Raw genomic sequence first — 15072 nt, 5'->3', positions numbered from 1 at the left:
TGCTGTGCTGCAACAAATTAGATTTAATCTTGGTCTGGCGCGATATTTAGAACTTCAAAGGCAGCCTTTAGTCTTTGTTCGTACTTCTGCTTCATGAGAGTTGCCTCATGAGTGGGCCAATCCTTAAATCCTGCGCCCTTAGCGATACCAGTTTTGCCACTTTTGATTAAATTGGTTACACAACTTGGCGGTTGAGTGATATTGGATAGGGATGGGTATATCAATTCTGCGGCTAAGGTCATACCTTCCCAGCCAGAGATTTCTTTCTGAGTCATAGGCCCAACTGCAGCGTAGCGAAATCCAAAGCTATAGCGCACCGCGGTATCTATATCGTCAGGAGTGGCAACACCTTCCTCTACAAGCGAGAGTGCTTCACGCATTAATGCATGCTGAATGCGATTTGCTAAAAACCCCGGGATGTCTTTTTTAACTAGCACCGGCTTCTTGCCGTGGGCGCGATAAAACTGGCAGAGCTTTTCTGCTAAGGCTAAATCAGAACGTTTCCCCGTAACAATTTCTACGAGTGGCACGATGTGCGCAGGCATAAAGTAGTGGGCATTAAACATGCGATGTGCTGTTGGCAGATCCTTTGCAATATCGCTGATAGGAAAGCCAGAACTATTACTACCAATGGGAATGTGAGGCGGAACACGCTGGTCTAGCAGGGCAAAGATGTCCTGCTTTAATTGCAATTGCTCGGATACTGTTTCAATCACAAAATCTACATTATCCCAGTCTTGCCAGGTTTCAATGCTACCGCTTTGTAACGAGGGGTTTGCCTTTGGCCATTCAGTATTAAGTGAATTTGCACATGATCTAATGGAGTCGAGACAGGCCAAAGCCTTATCTGAGGTGCGACCTAGCATGACAATGTTGGCGCCACTGGCTAAAAATCCAGCCGCAATGCCAACACCCATAGTTCCCGTTCCGATGACAACCACTTTGCTCATTCTCCACCTGCGTATGCTGTTAGGAATGGGTCGATTATTCCTTATTTAGACTCCTGTCGGCAATCTAAATTCTGGATACAATCATTTTTTGATTAAGGAGTTTAGATGCCGATTATTGAATCCATCCAAGTTGCTTCTGTAGCGGTACCTTTAGACAAGGTCACCTCATTTTCTACTCGCACCGTTTCTGAGCGTCATTATTGTCTAGTGAAAGTTCGCGGCAAGGATGGAAACGAAGGGATTGGCTTTTGTTATGTTGGTAGCGCTGGCGGAGATATCGCCAAGGTTGCCGTAGAGCAATTATTAGCTCCAAAACTGATTGGTCAAAATAGTCACCGCAGTGAAGGTCTCTGGATGGAGATGTACAACGAATCCATCTTGCAGGGACGCACAGGGGCAGTAATGCGTGGAATCTCTATTTTGGATACAGCTCTGTGGGATTTAAATGCACGATCAGTGGGCTTGCCCTTGCATCAATACCTCGGTTCAGTGGTGGATGATCGCGTGCCGGCCTATGCTAGTGGCGGCTACTACCTTGAAGGAAAGACTCCGGCTAAGCTTGGCAAAGAGATGGAGTCTTACGTCAAACAGGGCTTTAAGGCAGTGAAGATGAAGGTAGGTCGCCTATCTCCATCCGAAGAGGAGGCTCGAGTTAAAGCGGCTCGTAAAGCGGTGGGTGATGATGTTTTGCTTACTTTGGACGCTAACAATGCTTGGCGTGATCTACCAACCGCTCTTGAGTACGTGCGTCGTTTTGAAGCTTATAACCCTTACTGGATCGAAGAACCTTTTTCACCAGATGCGATCGATCTGCATGCTGCATTAGCTCGTCAAACGAAGATTAACGTTGCTACTGGTGAAATGGAAGCGGGACGTTGGCGTTTTAGAGAGCTTATTGATGCAGGTGGCGCTGCTATTTTGCAATCTGATGCTGCAGTGTGTGGCGGTATTACCGAGTGGAGAAGAATCTCCGCATATGCAGATTTAAAAGGCGTCATAGTCTGCCCGCACTGGATGCATGATTTACATGCGCCCTTGGTAGCCGCTACCCCAAATGCTCGTTTTGTTGAGTTCTTTTTGGATGACCAGGTTCTCAACTTCCGTAGATTAATTAACAAGCAGCTCACCTTTAAAAATGGGGATCTGATATTGCATAAAACCCCGGGCCTAGGATTTGAGTTTGATGAAGCGGCTGTAAAGAAGTACGCAGGCAAAGCTGCTTGGACCAAGATCTCGTAAGTAGAGTTGTACCTTCTTGCTTAAAAATAAAGCCCGCTAGTGCGGGCTTTATTGTTTTCAAGAGAGAGCTTCTTAAGATGATCGCGGATTGAGTTTGAAATGCGTAATGGTTTGAGTAACCAGAACCAAACCAAATCCGATGAAGCCAATCAAGTCTGCCTCAGTAGAGGGGTAGGCAAGAGCAACTCCAGAGATCACCATAATCACGCGTTCAAAGATTTTGGTTTTCTCGATGAACCAGCCCTGTAGTCCTCCAGCCAAGCAGATGATTCCGACTACAGCTGTAAATGAGACCCAGGCGATTTGCATCCAGTCTGCTTGCTCAAGTGCAGTAGTAGATCCCATCAACAATAAGCTGACACCAGACTTGTCTAATACAAACATGAATGGCACTAGGATGGCTGGAGCAACATACTTCCAAGTTTGCAAAGTGGTCTTATAGGGATTGCCTTTGCATATCGCCGCTGCTGCAAATGGAGAGAGTGCAGTCGGTGGCGATACTTCAGAAAGTACGGCGTAATAGAAGATAAACATATGAGCAGCAAATGCAGGTACGCCCAAATTAATGAGAGCAGGCGCTGCAATCACTGCGCAAATAATGTAAGAAGCCGTCACTGGAACAGCCAGACCAACCACCCAAACCACTAAAGCGGTAAAGATCGTTGTTAGCAGAAGAGATCCGCCAGCGTACTGAATCACAATCGAGCTAAATTTCAGACCAAGACCTGTCAGAGTGACGGTACCGACGATCAAGCCAGCCCCAGCACAGGTAGCAGCAATCGCTAATACACCGGTTGATCCAGAGGCAAGCGCCTTCGTGAGGTTCGAGTTGTAGAGTCCTTTAAAAATGGGTTCTTTCCCCTTAAACCATGCCCAAGGAATGATTGCGGTATCTTCGCGCAACATGCTGGATAGTGCAGAAACTACGGTTGCCCAAAATACCGACATGACTGGAGAGAAGCCCATCAACATAAAAACGACGATGGAGATGAGTGAGAAAAAGTGGAACCAATATTTTTTAGTAAGTTGCCACGCAGTTTCAGCTGATGAAAACTGAATGCTCTTCATGCCATATTTACGAACATCAATCTCTACCATGACAAACAAGCCAAGATAAAAGAGGATCGTTGGGATGGTTGCCATTAACAACACATCTAAATAGGAAATCTTCAAAAAGTCAGCAATCAAGAAGGCTGCTGCACCGAGTACTGGTGGTGAAATGATTGCACCTAGACCGCCTGCCGCCAAAAGTCCACCAGCTGCATTCTTTTCGTAACCCACCTTATCTAACATTGGGGCTGCAACTGAGCCAACGGTAACCGTTGTAGCAACGCCTGAGCCTGATGGGCCACCCAATAAGAATGAGGACATCACGATGGTTCTGCCTACGCCAGAAGATTTGCCGCCCATTGCTGCAAATGAGAAATCAATAAAGAATTTACCTGCGCCTGTGAATTGCAGGAAGGCGCCAAAAATGGTGAACAGAATAATGAGGGTTGCAGAGACATCTACAGCAGTGCCATAAATACCTTCTAGGGTCATATACATGTAACCCACCAAACGATCGAGGCCATAGCCTTTATGTGTCCAGGGTGCTGGTAAGTAGTTGCCGAATAAGGCATAGAGCAAGAACAGAACAGTAACGGTCACCAACACCATGCCATTGGTTCGGCGCACGCTTTCTAGGATCAGCAAAATCAAACCGATACCAATAATCACATCAGTGGAGTTAGGGGCAGTATTTCTGTCCATGAAATCATCGCCACCGCCTAGGATGTAATAGGCGATTGCTACAGATCCAAGGGCGAATAGCACGTCCCAGATCATGAGACGATTTTTAAAACGAGCTGCTATCGGAAAACTTAAGAAAACCAAAAATAGTACGAGGGCAACGTGAATCACACGAAGCTGCTGGGTCGGAACAATCGAGTAGGCCGCATAAAGATGAAATAAAGACATACCTACTGCAACTAGGGTGATGAACTTGGCCAGTAGACCCTTGTAGTCGTTAGAGTCGCCTTCCTCTTGCTTGATGAAGGCATCCAATTTTTCCTGGGTTTCATTATCGATAACGTTTTGATTCATGTCTCAACCTATATTTTTTATATTTATGCGCTACTTTAAAACAAAAAGGGGTGAGTCAAACTCACCCCTGACTACAAATGCTGGCTTAGTTTACTTTGACACCCTTTTCCTTAAAGTACTTTAAGGCACCTGGATGGTATGGAACTGGCGTTGCATTTGCTTTTTGAGCATCCAGTTTGACGTTGCGGTATTCAGCATGTGAACGAACTAACTCGAGTTGGTTGTCAAAGACAGCTTTTACAATTTTGTAAGCCTCGTCATCTGACATAGAGGCATTTACAACCAGTAGGTTTGCTACTGCAGCAACATTATTGTCTTTGGCCATGCCGCTATAAGTCTGCTTAGTAATGAGGGATGGGAAATACAAGTTGCCATATTTCTTATTCATTGCTGGAACTTCAGCTGATGTGTCGACCATGACAATTTTCATGCCAGGGCTATTGGCTAAATCAGTTACCGCTGCAGTAGGTAGGCCGCCAACCCAGAAGAATGCATCAATCTTGCGGTCCTTTACTGCGTTCACAGATTCAGCAACGCTTAAGCGCTCGCGCTTGATGTCTTTAGTTGGGTCGATGCCTGCTGCTTCAAGAAGACGGAATGCCATGACTTCTGTAGCGCTGCCAGGAGATCCAGTGCTTACGCGTTTGCCTTTGAGATCAGCCATAGTTTTGATGCCAGTCGATTCAACTGTTGCAACGTGCATCAAGTTTGGATAAAGAATTAGCAAAGTGCGTACTTCAATTGGCTTATCTTTGAACTTATCAACACCGCTAGTGGCATCTTTAGCAGCATCAGCCATTGAGAAACCAACATAAGGCTTGCCAGTGCCAATCAGTTTCAGGTTGTCAACAGAACCACCAGTGACTTCTGCTGTGGCAGACATCCCAGGAACTTTGCTGGAGAGTACTGAGGCAAGTCCGCCACCCATAGGGTAGTAAACACCGCCTGTACCGCCTGTTGCAATAGAAATGTTTTGAGCGTTCACGCTTGCGCATAAAAAGCTCAGTGATAAAGCAATGACTTTCAGTAGTTTCATTGTTGTCTCCTAGTTGATTTTATTATTTGTATTACAAGCCCGGCATGCTGAAGTTGATTTGTTGCAACTCACTGAGCAATTGAGCTTGTTGCTCAGGAGTTAACTGCATGAGTGGTGGACGAACTCTGAGCCACTCAGGATCTTTGCTGTAATGAGCGACAGCAGTTTTCATGCCAGCAATCATTTGGTATTTAGCGAAAATTCCACGTACTTGATCTAGGCCAGCTTGACGCTCATCAGCATTGGACTCTCTCCAGTGCGCAGCTAAATCGGCAATTGCTTTCGGGTTCACGTTGGCAGTAGCAGAGATGCAGCCCACACCACCAGCACGCAAGGCGCGCATTAAGAATACTTCGCTACCTGCATATACGCGGAAACCATGCGGCGCCAATAATTTAATAACGGACTCTGTATAAGACCAATCGCCAGAGCTATCTTTCATGCCAACAATGGTCTTTGGATACTCTTTTGTTAGGCGCTCTAACAAAGAGAGGCTTAAATTAATTTTGGTGACTGGTGGAATGTTGTAGATGTAGATCTGTAGTGCAGCACTGCCAACTTTTTGAATCACTTCAGAGAAGTAAGCAAATAGGCCATCATCAGAAACGTCTTTGTAATAGAAGGGGGGCAACATTAATACGCCTGCACATTGATGATTTACAGCATGGCGTGTCATGTTGACTGTGGCATCGATCGATGTGGCGCCAGTTCCAGGCATCAAATGCTCAGGACTTAATCCGCCCTCAATAAGTGTTGTCAGAGTGCTCATTTTCTGAGGGGCTGACATCGAGTTGGCTTCTGAATTTGTGCCAAAGATGGCCTGACCAACACCATTGGCTTCTAACCATTTACATTGCTTCAATAACTTTGGAGCATCGGGGCTGCCATCTGCCTTAAATGGTGTAAGTACAGGGGAAAGCACCGCAGGTAAGGTTGATGGGTGCAGAGAGATCGTCATGCTGGCTCCGTTTTTCTAGTTATTAACTTCCGATGGAAGTGGTTGTTGTTTAAAGAAAGCTTCTAAATTATCTACAGCTAATTGGGTCATTGCTATCCGTGTTTCCGAGGTGGCGCTACCAATATGTGGTGTCAACAATACATTATCAAGATTTAAAAAGTCTTTGTTTGGATTGGGCTCATTTTCAAAAACATCTAAAGCAGCGCCAGCAATCTTTTTATGTTGCAGTGCATATAAAAGAGCATCCTCATCCACCACGCTGCCACGGGCGATGTTAATTAAATAACCGGTAGTACCTAGAGCCTCAAGTACCGCAGCGTTCACCATCTTGTTCGTTTCAGGAGTAGCAGGACAAGCTAAAAATAGGATGTCACAGTCTTTCGCTAAATCCTTGATTTCTCGATAGTAAGTGTAAGGAAGTAATTTTTTGTTCGGCCCTGAATAGGCAATTTCTACCTTAAAAGGCTTTAAGCGTTCGGCTAAATCTTGGCCAATCCGGCCCATGCCTGCTATCCCCACACGCTTGCCAGCCAGGGTAGTGGTGATTCTGAAGGGTGCCTTTGACCAAGCATTGCTCTTGACGTATTCCTGAGCCTTGGGAATATGGCGCAAAAGTGCAAGCATCATGCCGACTGCTAGTTCGCAAACTGCGTCGTTTAAGACGCCTGGCGTATTGCTTGCCTTAATGCCGTTTGCTTTTAAATAGTCTAGAGGAAGGTTGTCGTAACCAACACCACAGGTTGCAACCATGCGGATACTAGGGATTTGTTTAACCAGCGCTTCCGGAAGCTTCGTATTGGAGCGAATCAAAATCGCTTGAAAGTTTCCAGCAGGAGCGGGAGCTTGCGGATCGGGATGATGAATAGGGGTAAAGCGCCGATCTATCTCAGCCTGCATAATTTCAGGGAAATGGCCGACCTGCAGCACCGAATTGACGGGGATCATGTCTCACTAGCTTTTTTATTGAAATAATGACCCCATTGTAAGAGTAATTTTCAGAAAAAGTCGGCACCCTTTAGGAGAGCATTCATGTTATTTACACCAGCCGAAACCAAAGTGGTGATAGTCGGTGGCGGCACTATGGGTGCAGACGTTGCAGCAGTATGTGCGCGTGGTGGTTGTGCTGTGCAGGTAGTCGAGCCAACAACCGAAAGACGCGCGCTGTTGCCCGACTACTTCGCCAACACGATGGCTGATTTGGGATACGAGCATCGTACCCATTTACTCACTGTTGCCGGAACTCTAGAAGAGGTTGATTGGACGGACATCGATCTGGTGATTGAATGTGTGCCAGAGCGCTTAGATATTAAGCGCGAGCTATTTGCCAAGTTAGAAAAATATGCAAAGCCAGAGGCAGTATTGGCTAGCAATAGTACAAGTTTCCCTATTAGCGAAATCGCGAGCGGCTTGAGAACCTCTGCCAGAATGATCGGCCTACATTTTTTTATGCCCGCACATTTAGTGCCCTGTGTGGAAGTAGTTTATGGTCAAAAGACTTCCCCGATGGTTGGCGAGAGTCTTTCGCGATTAATGACTGCTTGCGGCATGGTGCCGGTGACTGTGAAAAAAGATCTCCCTGGATTTTTAGCAAATCGCTTGCAACACGCTTTATCGCGTGAGGCTTTTGCTATGGTTGATGAGGGAATATGTACGCCTGAAGATATTGATAAAGCTGTGCGCTTTGGCTTTGGCTTTCGTTATATTGCAGCAGGACCGGCTATGCAAAGAGATCACGCTGGTCTTGAGGTGCATGGCGCTGGCGGAGCAACAATTTACCCCACTCTAAATAATTCACCTACCATTGCGAAGTGTTTGAGCGACCGTATTGAAAGCGGAAAGTTTGGAATGAAAACTGGTGAAGGCTTTTTCACATGGACTGCTGAAACGATTAAAGCAGAGCGTGAGCGCTATCAAGATGCCCTGCGTGCTGGCCTGAAGATTATTCAGAAAGATTTGCCTGAGATTAAATAGTGGCAAGTTAGCAATTCAGTAATGCATCAAATTACTTTAAGCGATATCTTTTAAATGTAATCTACTCAGGTGTGGCGCAAGGCGATGTGTAATCAATACGATTGCAATCGTGGCCACCCCACCAAATACGATAGATGGTACTAGGCCCATCATGCTGGCGGCAATGCCAGATTCAAGTGCGCCTAATTCATTAGATGAACCAATAAAGATTCCGTTGATGGCACTAATTCTGCCGCGCATATGATCCGGTGTTGTCAGTTGCATGATGCTTCCTCGGATCACGACTGACACAGAATCAAAGCATCCAGAAATAAATAAGAAGAGGGCGCATAGCCATAAATTACTAGAGATACCAAAGGCAATGATCGCTGCGCCAAACCCAGCAACTGAGATAAGAAGATGTTTGCCAGAATCCGTCAGAATCGGGCGTCGAGCTAAGTAGATTCCGGTAATCACAGCGCCTGCTGCGGGTGCGGCACGCAAAATCCCCAAGGTCTCTGGCCCCGCGTTCAAAACTTCTTTAACAAATGCGGGCAGGATAGAAACGGCGCCACCAAAGAGAACGGCAAACATGTCGAGCGCCATGATGCCCAAAATGAGCTCATGTTTTCTGACGTAATGAAAGCCCTCCAAAAAACTCTTCAAGAAGTGACCAGATAGGTTGCTGGACTTTTCTTGTACGGCGTTAATAAAGGTGATTCCGTATAAACCGACTGCTCCACAAAATGCAGCAAGTAAGTAAGTCCATTCGAGACCCGCAAAGCCAATCATGAGTCCACCCAGTCCTGGGCCGGCCACTACACAAATCTGAAAAGCAGAGGATGCATAGGCTGTGTATCTGGGTAGTTGATCTCTTGGAATGATCTGGCCAAACAGCGCTTGATAGGATGGCCTTAAGAGGGCTCGCCCAACACCAATAAATGCAACGGCGGTGTAAATCAATGGGACTGGTGGAGAAAGCCAACCTAGCGCAATGCAGGTTAAAAATAAACCTACTGCAATATGAATCAGGCAGGCAATGGCCGCAATCCATTTGCGCGAATAGTGATCAACTGCATGTCCTGAATAAAGGGCAAGTGCAAAGTAGGGTACAAGCTCTGCAAGACCAATGAGTCCGAGTGACACCACGCTATTGGTGATTTCATAAAGATGCCAACCTACCGCTACCATCGTAATTTGGTAGCTGAGTGTTGCACCGATGCGGTACAGCAGTAAGGTTCTAAAGGCTTTGCCGGGATTCATGAATTCTCAGCATTTTAAGGGAGAAGCGAGTTATCCTTTAAACATGAAGAAAATCATTCGCGTCTGGGATTTGCCAATTCGTTTATTTCACTGGTTGTTAGTGCTCTGCATTATTGGCAGTTTTATTAGCGTCAATATAGGTGGCAATGCCATTCAATGGCACGCCTATTTTGGCTACAGCATTTTATGCTTATTGATCTTCAGAATAATCTGGGGTTTCATTGGCTCTACTCACGCGCGTTTTGTCTCCTTCTTTCCGAGTAAAAAGGCGATTCTTGCTTATTTGCAAGGGGGTTCACCTCGCATGCTTGGTCATAATCCAGTTGGTGCATTGTCTGTGTTCGCATTGCTTTTTGTATTGTGCGTACAAGTTACAACGGGTTTGTTTGTCGATGATGAGATTGCCTTTCAGGGGCCGCTAGCAAAATATGTATCGAGCTCGGTAAGCTCATTTCTGTCCCAGATTCATGAGGGCAATCAGGTGGTGATCTATACGCTGATTACTATTCATATTGCGGCGATCTGGTTCTACAAAAAATTTAAAGGTGAAAATCTTATTAAACCAATGATCAGCGGCGACAAAGAAATTGACCCAAGCGAAGAGGCTAAATACTTGCCTGCTGACTTGGGTCGAGCCTCCAATGACGGAGGGCTACAGCGCGGTTTTGCTTTACTGCTCTTTAGCTTAATCGCGGTAGTAGTGGGTTACTTTATTACGAAGTAAATACCAATAAAGTTAGGTTATTTCTTTTTGAAGTCGTCATGACAACCTTTGCAAGTTGCGCCAGCTGCGCCGAAGGCTTTCTTAATACTTTCGAGATCGCCAGACTGAGCAGCTTTATTAAGATCTACTACTGCTAACTGCATCTTGTCACCTGCAGCCTTGAACTTGGCGTTATCAGACCAGACAGCTGGTTGTGCTTTGCCGCCTTCGGTGCCAGGACCAAAGGCTTGCCATGGCAAAGTAGACATCATCGCAACAATGGCAGCATTCTTAGCAACTTCATCTTTGTTGTAAGGCGCTTCGCCCTTAACAACTGCGCCAATTTTTCCAAAAGAGTTTGCCATGACCGTAAATGCGCTCTGGCGATATTTAATGGCATCTTCTGGTTTTTGGAATTGCGCAAAAGCTACGCCTGCGCCAATCGCTAAAACAGTTGCGGTGCCTGCTAAAACCAATTTTTGTAGTTTCATGATTGTTCTCCTAATATGAGGTGCGCTACGTGGATTCAGAATATCCCAGAAAATGCTTTTCCGCTTGCTTAAAAGATCATTCTGAGAGGGCTGGTGAGTAAAAGGATGAGCCATTCAAAGAAGCTCATCAGTGGAGTCATCCATAAGGCGCTAATGACCCCAGTAAATACGAGTCCCAGCACAATAAAGAAGCCCCAAGGCTCTAACTTGCCAAGGGCAATCGACTGACGTGCAGGAAGTAGGCTTGCTAGGACGCGGCCCCCATCCAGAGGGGGCAGGGGAAATAGGTTGAATACCAATAAGCCCAAATTCCAGGTGATGCCCGCTTGAGACATGGAGATTAGAAATTTTTCATTGACCCCAAAACCTACTAAGCAAATCAAGAGGATGAGCCAAATCAGTGCTTGAATGAAATTCGAGCCTGGACCTGCCAAGGCAACCCATATCGAGTCAATTCTGGGGTTTCTGAGGCGTCCAAAATTTACCGGAACAGGCTTGGCGTAGCCCACTAAAAATGGCGACCCAGTTAGAAGCAAGACCAGCGGGATCAAAATAGTACCAACGGGGTCTATATGTTTAGTGGGGTTAAGGCTGACTCTTCCCAGCATGTAGGCCGTGTTATCCCCAAATCGACGGGCGGCATAACCATGGGCTGCTTCGTGAATGGTGATGGCAAAAATCAGGGGAATCGCATTAATTGCGATAGCTTGGATAGAATAGTCGGTAATCATGGCAATATGATATCCATAGGAGCTCAAAGTGACTGACGAAAAGAAACCCGATTCAAAGACCCCGGCTAAGGCAGTAATTGCCAAGCCGCCAGCACGCCCACCCGTCCCAAAAGGCCCATCTGGACCTGCTGGAAGGCCTCAGGCAGGCTTTGGCGGGGGAAAAGGCATGATGCGCAAGGCTGGTCGCGGTCGATAGTGGATAATTACCCCACTCATTAATGTGTTTACAGAGGATTTAGCATGAACGAATGGCATAACGAATCAAAAGAAGAAATCAACAAAAAGATCATTACATTGATCGTGATGTTGGGCGCCGCTACTAGCTTGGCTATTTTGTTTGCTTTGGTTGCAGCACATACAGGTTACGTATTCGGTTAATCTGCATTAATGACTAGCCATCGCCAACCTGCAGTATTTGCTGGCCATGGCAGTCCGATGTATGCCATAGAGCCCAACCGCTTTACAGCGGCCTGGTCTGCTCTAGGAAAAACATTCAAACGCCCAGATGCCATATTGGTAATCTCGGCTCATTGGGTAACTCGCGGGGTATGGGTTACCGCAATGTCCAAACCTAAAACAATTCACGACTTCGGTGGATTTCCGCAAGCCCTTTTTGATATTCAATATCCTGCGCCAGGCAGTCCTGCATTAGCAGACCGCGTGCAAGAGTTATTGAATGTTCCGGTAGTGCTTGAAGAAAACGAATGGGGTATTGACCATGGTGCATGGTCAGTCCTGAAGTATCTGTACCCTGAGGCTGATGTACCGGTGGTGCAGTTGAGCCTAGACGGATCAAAGTCAGCGAGGGAGCATTACGAGTTGGCTAAGCAGTTGCGCCCATTACGTGATGAAAATATTCTCATTTTGTCGAGCGGCAATGTGGTGCATAACTTGCGCACAATTCATTGGCAAGAGGATGCTCAGCCATATCCTTGGGCAAAAGACTTCAATGATTTTTTCGTTTCGGAGATACGCGCCAATCACCATGAGTCTTTGATCGATTGGGAGCGCTATGGTGATGCTGCTCATATGTCGATACCGACCCCTGAACATTATTGGCCTGCCCTTTATACCTTAGCTTTACAAGAAGAGGGTGAGCAAGTAAAAATCTATACTGATGGCATCGAGATGAGTTCAATTAGCATGTTGGGTTTCTCCATTCAATAAAGAACAGACTATGTGGCTATCAATCTTTGCAATTTTCGTTGGCGCCGGTTTAGGGGCTTTATTGAGAGCGTCTTTTAATTTTCTAACTGTTGGTGCTGGAGCTGCTCTGCCTTTAGGGACTTTTATCTCTAATATGGTTGGTGGTTATTTGATAGGGGTTGCAGTAGCTTTTTTTGGCAATAACCCACACCTATCTCCTGAGTGGAAGCTTTTAGTTGTAACGGGTTTCTTAGGGGGTCTGACTACTTTCTCTAGTTTTTCTGCTGAAGTAGTTGGCTTTATGCAGCGCGGTGAATTTACATGGGCCTTAGGTACCGCTCTTCTGAATTTGGTTGGTTCACTCGTCCTTACCTTCTTAGGTATCCTGACTTACCAAGCGCTTAAATAAATAAAGGGGCTTCAAGCCCCTTTAATGTTTATCAATGTTCTTTACTCTGGCTTGATGTTCGCGCTTTTTACTACTGCGCTCCATTTGCTTGCTTCAGATTTAACGAGAGCAGCAAATTCTGCGGGGCTTCCCCCGCCAATCTCATTACCTTGTGCGAGCATCAGTTCACGTAGCTGAGGATCTTTGAGTGCTTCATTTGCGGCAGCATTGAGCTTGTCAATAATGGCTTTGGGTGTTCCTTTGGGCGCGATGAGACCTTGCCAGTTTAGAACCTCTACTTTTGGGTAGCCCAACTCAACAAAGCTAGGAACATTCGGAAGTAAGGGTGAGCGCTTTTTGCTAGTAATGGCGAGTGGCCGAATCTTGTCCGCCTTAATACTTGGAACCGCTGAATACATTTGATCAAACATCAGATCAACGTTGCCGGCCATTAGATCAGTCAATGCGGCAGATCCACTCTTGTAAGGTACGTGAATCATCTGAATGCCTGCGTTCAGCTCAAACAGCTCTGCAGAAAGTTGATGGCTTCCACCAATGCCGCCCGAGGAAAATGTGAGAACACCCGGCTTTGCTTTTGCTGCAACAACAATATCTTGGACTGTTTTAAAGGGGGAGTTGGGATTAACCACCAAAACCAAGGGACCTTTTTCCACTAGGATGATGGGAGTTAAATCGATCTCGGGGTCATAGCGCAAATTGCCGAAGAGGGTTTTGTTCACAGCCATTGGCGCAAAGTTACCCATGCCGATGGTGTATCCGTCAGGAGCTGCACGCACGATAGCCTCAGTGCCAATATTCCCACCGGCACCTGGTTTGTTATCAATCACAATAGGTTGCTTGAGGATCAGACTCATCTTTTGACCAAGCTGACGACTTCTCGAATCTGCACTTCCGCCTGCGCCGTAGGGAACAATAAGGTTAATCGGCTTGTTGGGGTAATTGCTTTGAGCAAATATAGGGCTTGAGAAAACAGTAAATAAACACAGCAGGAAAGCAGAAATATTTGAAATGATTCTCATATTTTTCCTTGGGGTAATTAAATAAATCCCAGTACACCCAATACTCCACCCATAGCAATTAAGTAGAGGGGATGCCAGCGAGTAAATAAAGTCAGTCCGATAGTGGTAATGGTCAAGAGATATGCAGCAACCCCGTGGTTAATTTGCAAGGCGATCTCCCATGCGGAAGATAGAACTAGCCCAATTGCCAATGCTGCTGCTGCATATTGAATCGATTTCTTTTTAACGGGATCTTTGATGCCCAAGATGAAGCGCTGTAAGAAAAAGATCAAGACAGAAGAGGGCCATACTATGGCAAAGGTGGCTACCAGTGCGCCAATGATGCCGTAGATGTGCCAACCCAACAAGGTCACTGTCATAAAGTTGGGTCCTGGCGCAGCTTGGGCTATAGCAAAATAATCGGAAAATGTTTGCAGGTCTATCCACTGCTCTTGATTGACTGCCAAATTTAATAGTTCTGGTAAAAGTGCATTGACTCCACCAAATGCAATCATGGAAAACACAGATAGCTTCAGAAATAAACTTAAGAGCATGCTCATATTCTGAGAGCCTTTTTGCGCGCCAAGAAAATAGCCAATGGCGATGCTGTTAAAACTACCCAGCCCAAGCCTAAATGAAAATAGGTAGCCGCAAGGATGGTGATCAAAACAACCAATAACATCGCCGGATACTGAAACTCATCGCGTAGCATCTTAAAACCAGTAGAGGCAATCAGACCAACACCCACCGCAGATATGCCCCGCAAAATTCCTTGGACAGTATCAAGGTGGCTATAGTGCTCATACAGAGTTGCTAAGAGCATCACAATCGCTATCGGCCCAAGTGTGAGTCCAAGAGCGGCTGCGACAGCTCCTCTAGCACCACCAAAGCGAGATCCAACACAGACAGCTAGATTCACAACGTTTGGACCTGGAACGATTTGGCATATTCCTAGGATGGCGCTAAATTCTTCTGAGGTCAGAATTTTTTCACGCTCAACCAGAGTCCGCCTTGCCCAAGGAAGTACACCGCCAAATCCAGACATGCCAATCTTGCTAAAGCCAATAAATAGCTGTTTTGGAGTCAGTGTTTTTTGCTGCATGATTGTTAACT

The 15072-nt window shown here is 46.1% G+C and carries 18 protein-coding genes; 7 read left to right on the top strand and 11 right to left on the bottom strand.

Annotated features, from left to right (window positions below; translation table 11 throughout):
• Nucleotides 1-23 precede the first annotated feature (23 nt).
• A complete protein-coding gene (locus QMF28_RS07670) occupies nt 24-950 on the bottom strand; it encodes a 3-hydroxyacyl-CoA dehydrogenase NAD-binding domain-containing protein (RefSeq protein ID WP_281742098.1) in 927 nt (308 codons plus the stop codon).
• Between the two features lie 105 nt (nt 951-1055).
• Here QMF28_RS07670 and QMF28_RS07665 point away from each other — a divergent pair, with 105 nt between their 5' ends.
• Nucleotides 1056-2189, top strand: a complete 1134-nt coding sequence (locus tag QMF28_RS07665) for a mandelate racemase/muconate lactonizing enzyme family protein (protein WP_068324416.1) — start codon at nt 1056-1058, stop codon at nt 2187-2189.
• Between the two features lie 72 nt (nt 2190-2261).
• Here the strand turns inward: QMF28_RS07665 and QMF28_RS07660 are convergent, their stop codons facing one another.
• The 4 genes from QMF28_RS07660 to QMF28_RS07645 all read right to left on the bottom strand — a co-directional run bounded on the left by QMF28_RS07660 (nt 2262) and on the right by QMF28_RS07645 (nt 7213).
• Nucleotides 2262-4274, bottom strand: a complete 2013-nt coding sequence (locus QMF28_RS07660) for a TRAP transporter permease (protein WP_281742097.1) — start codon at nt 4272-4274, stop codon at nt 2262-2264.
• A gap of 85 nt (nt 4275-4359) precedes the next feature.
• Nucleotides 4360-5310, bottom strand: a complete 951-nt coding sequence (locus QMF28_RS07655) for a TAXI family TRAP transporter solute-binding subunit (RefSeq protein WP_068324411.1) — start codon at nt 5308-5310, stop codon at nt 4360-4362.
• 31 nt (nt 5311-5341) lie between these two features.
• On the bottom strand, nt 5342-6268 hold the full coding sequence (locus QMF28_RS07650) for a dihydrodipicolinate synthase family protein (protein WP_281742096.1): 927 nt from the start codon (nt 6266-6268) through the stop codon (nt 5342-5344).
• Nucleotides 6269-6283: 15 nt separating this feature from the next.
• A complete protein-coding gene (locus QMF28_RS07645; protein WP_281742095.1) occupies nt 6284-7213 on the bottom strand; it encodes a 2-hydroxyacid dehydrogenase in 930 nt (309 codons plus the stop codon).
• Between the two features lie 84 nt (nt 7214-7297).
• Here QMF28_RS07645 and QMF28_RS07640 point away from each other — a divergent pair, with 84 nt between their 5' ends.
• Entirely contained in the window at nt 7298-8239 is a 942-nt protein-coding gene (locus QMF28_RS07640; RefSeq protein WP_068324404.1) for a 3-hydroxyacyl-CoA dehydrogenase family protein, read from the top strand.
• A 36-nt stretch (nt 8240-8275) separates the two neighbouring features.
• Here QMF28_RS07640 and QMF28_RS07635 read toward each other — a convergent pair whose 3' ends face one another.
• On the bottom strand, nt 8276-9481 hold the full coding sequence (locus QMF28_RS07635; RefSeq protein ID WP_281742094.1) for an MFS transporter: 1206 nt from the start codon (nt 9479-9481) through the stop codon (nt 8276-8278).
• A 43-nt stretch (nt 9482-9524) separates the two neighbouring features.
• Between QMF28_RS07635 and QMF28_RS07630 the strand changes: the two genes are divergently transcribed.
• Nucleotides 9525-10205, top strand: coding sequence for a cytochrome b/b6 domain-containing protein (locus tag QMF28_RS07630; RefSeq protein WP_281742093.1), 681 nt, complete (start codon nt 9525-9527; stop codon nt 10203-10205).
• Nucleotides 10206-10222: 17 nt separating this feature from the next.
• Here QMF28_RS07630 and QMF28_RS07625 read toward each other — a convergent pair whose 3' ends face one another.
• Entirely contained in the window at nt 10223-10675 is a 453-nt protein-coding gene (locus tag QMF28_RS07625) for a c-type cytochrome (RefSeq protein WP_281742092.1), read from the bottom strand.
• Nucleotides 10676-10743: 68 nt separating this feature from the next.
• On the bottom strand, nt 10744-11406 hold the full coding sequence (locus QMF28_RS07620; RefSeq protein ID WP_281742091.1) for a site-2 protease family protein: 663 nt from the start codon (nt 11404-11406) through the stop codon (nt 10744-10746).
• A gap of 28 nt (nt 11407-11434) precedes the next feature.
• On the opposite strand from QMF28_RS07620, the gene QMF28_RS07615 reads away from it, so the two are divergent.
• From QMF28_RS07615 to crcB, 4 genes are read left to right on the top strand one after another with little or no spacing between them, the layout of a single operon-like run.
• Nucleotides 11435-11602, top strand: coding sequence for a hypothetical protein (locus QMF28_RS07615; protein WP_216212126.1), 168 nt, complete (start codon nt 11435-11437; stop codon nt 11600-11602).
• 44 nt (nt 11603-11646) lie between these two features.
• Nucleotides 11647-11784, top strand: a complete 138-nt coding sequence (locus QMF28_RS07610) for a hypothetical protein (RefSeq protein ID WP_012358215.1) — start codon at nt 11647-11649, stop codon at nt 11782-11784.
• Nucleotides 11785-11793: 9 nt separating this feature from the next.
• The gene (gene ygiD, locus QMF28_RS07605; RefSeq protein WP_068324392.1) at nt 11794-12573 is read left to right on the top strand and encodes a 4,5-DOPA-extradiol-dioxygenase; all 780 of its coding nucleotides are present in this window, start codon (nt 11794-11796) and stop codon (nt 12571-12573) included.
• 10 nt (nt 12574-12583) lie between these two features.
• Nucleotides 12584-12961, top strand: a complete 378-nt coding sequence (gene crcB / locus QMF28_RS07600; protein WP_068324388.1) for a fluoride efflux transporter CrcB — start codon at nt 12584-12586, stop codon at nt 12959-12961.
• Nucleotides 12962-13002: 41 nt separating this feature from the next.
• Here crcB and QMF28_RS07595 read toward each other — a convergent pair whose 3' ends face one another.
• From QMF28_RS07595 to QMF28_RS07585, 3 genes are read right to left on the bottom strand one after another with little or no spacing between them, the layout of a single operon-like run.
• Nucleotides 13003-13980 carry a Bug family tripartite tricarboxylate transporter substrate binding protein gene (locus QMF28_RS07595; RefSeq protein ID WP_068324384.1) on the bottom strand — a complete coding sequence of 326 codons (978 nt, stop codon included), beginning with the start codon at nt 13978-13980 and terminating at the stop codon, nt 13003-13005.
• A gap of 17 nt (nt 13981-13997) precedes the next feature.
• The gene (locus QMF28_RS07590) at nt 13998-14519 is read right to left on the bottom strand and encodes a chromate transporter (protein WP_068324381.1); all 522 of its coding nucleotides are present in this window, start codon (nt 14517-14519) and stop codon (nt 13998-14000) included.
• The gene (locus QMF28_RS07585) at nt 14516-15061 is read right to left on the bottom strand and encodes a chromate transporter (RefSeq protein WP_281742090.1); all 546 of its coding nucleotides are present in this window, start codon (nt 15059-15061) and stop codon (nt 14516-14518) included. Before QMF28_RS07585 ends, QMF28_RS07590 begins: the two co-directional genes overlap by 4 nt.
• Nucleotides 15062-15072: the final 11 nt, after the last annotated feature.

Source organism: Polynucleobacter yangtzensis (genome assembly GCF_027924165.1).
Classification (GTDB): Bacteria; Pseudomonadota; Gammaproteobacteria; order Burkholderiales; family Burkholderiaceae; genus Polynucleobacter; species Polynucleobacter yangtzensis.
The sequence above is the reverse complement of the archived record's forward strand: the minus strand, read 5'-3'. Positions and strand labels throughout refer to the sequence as shown.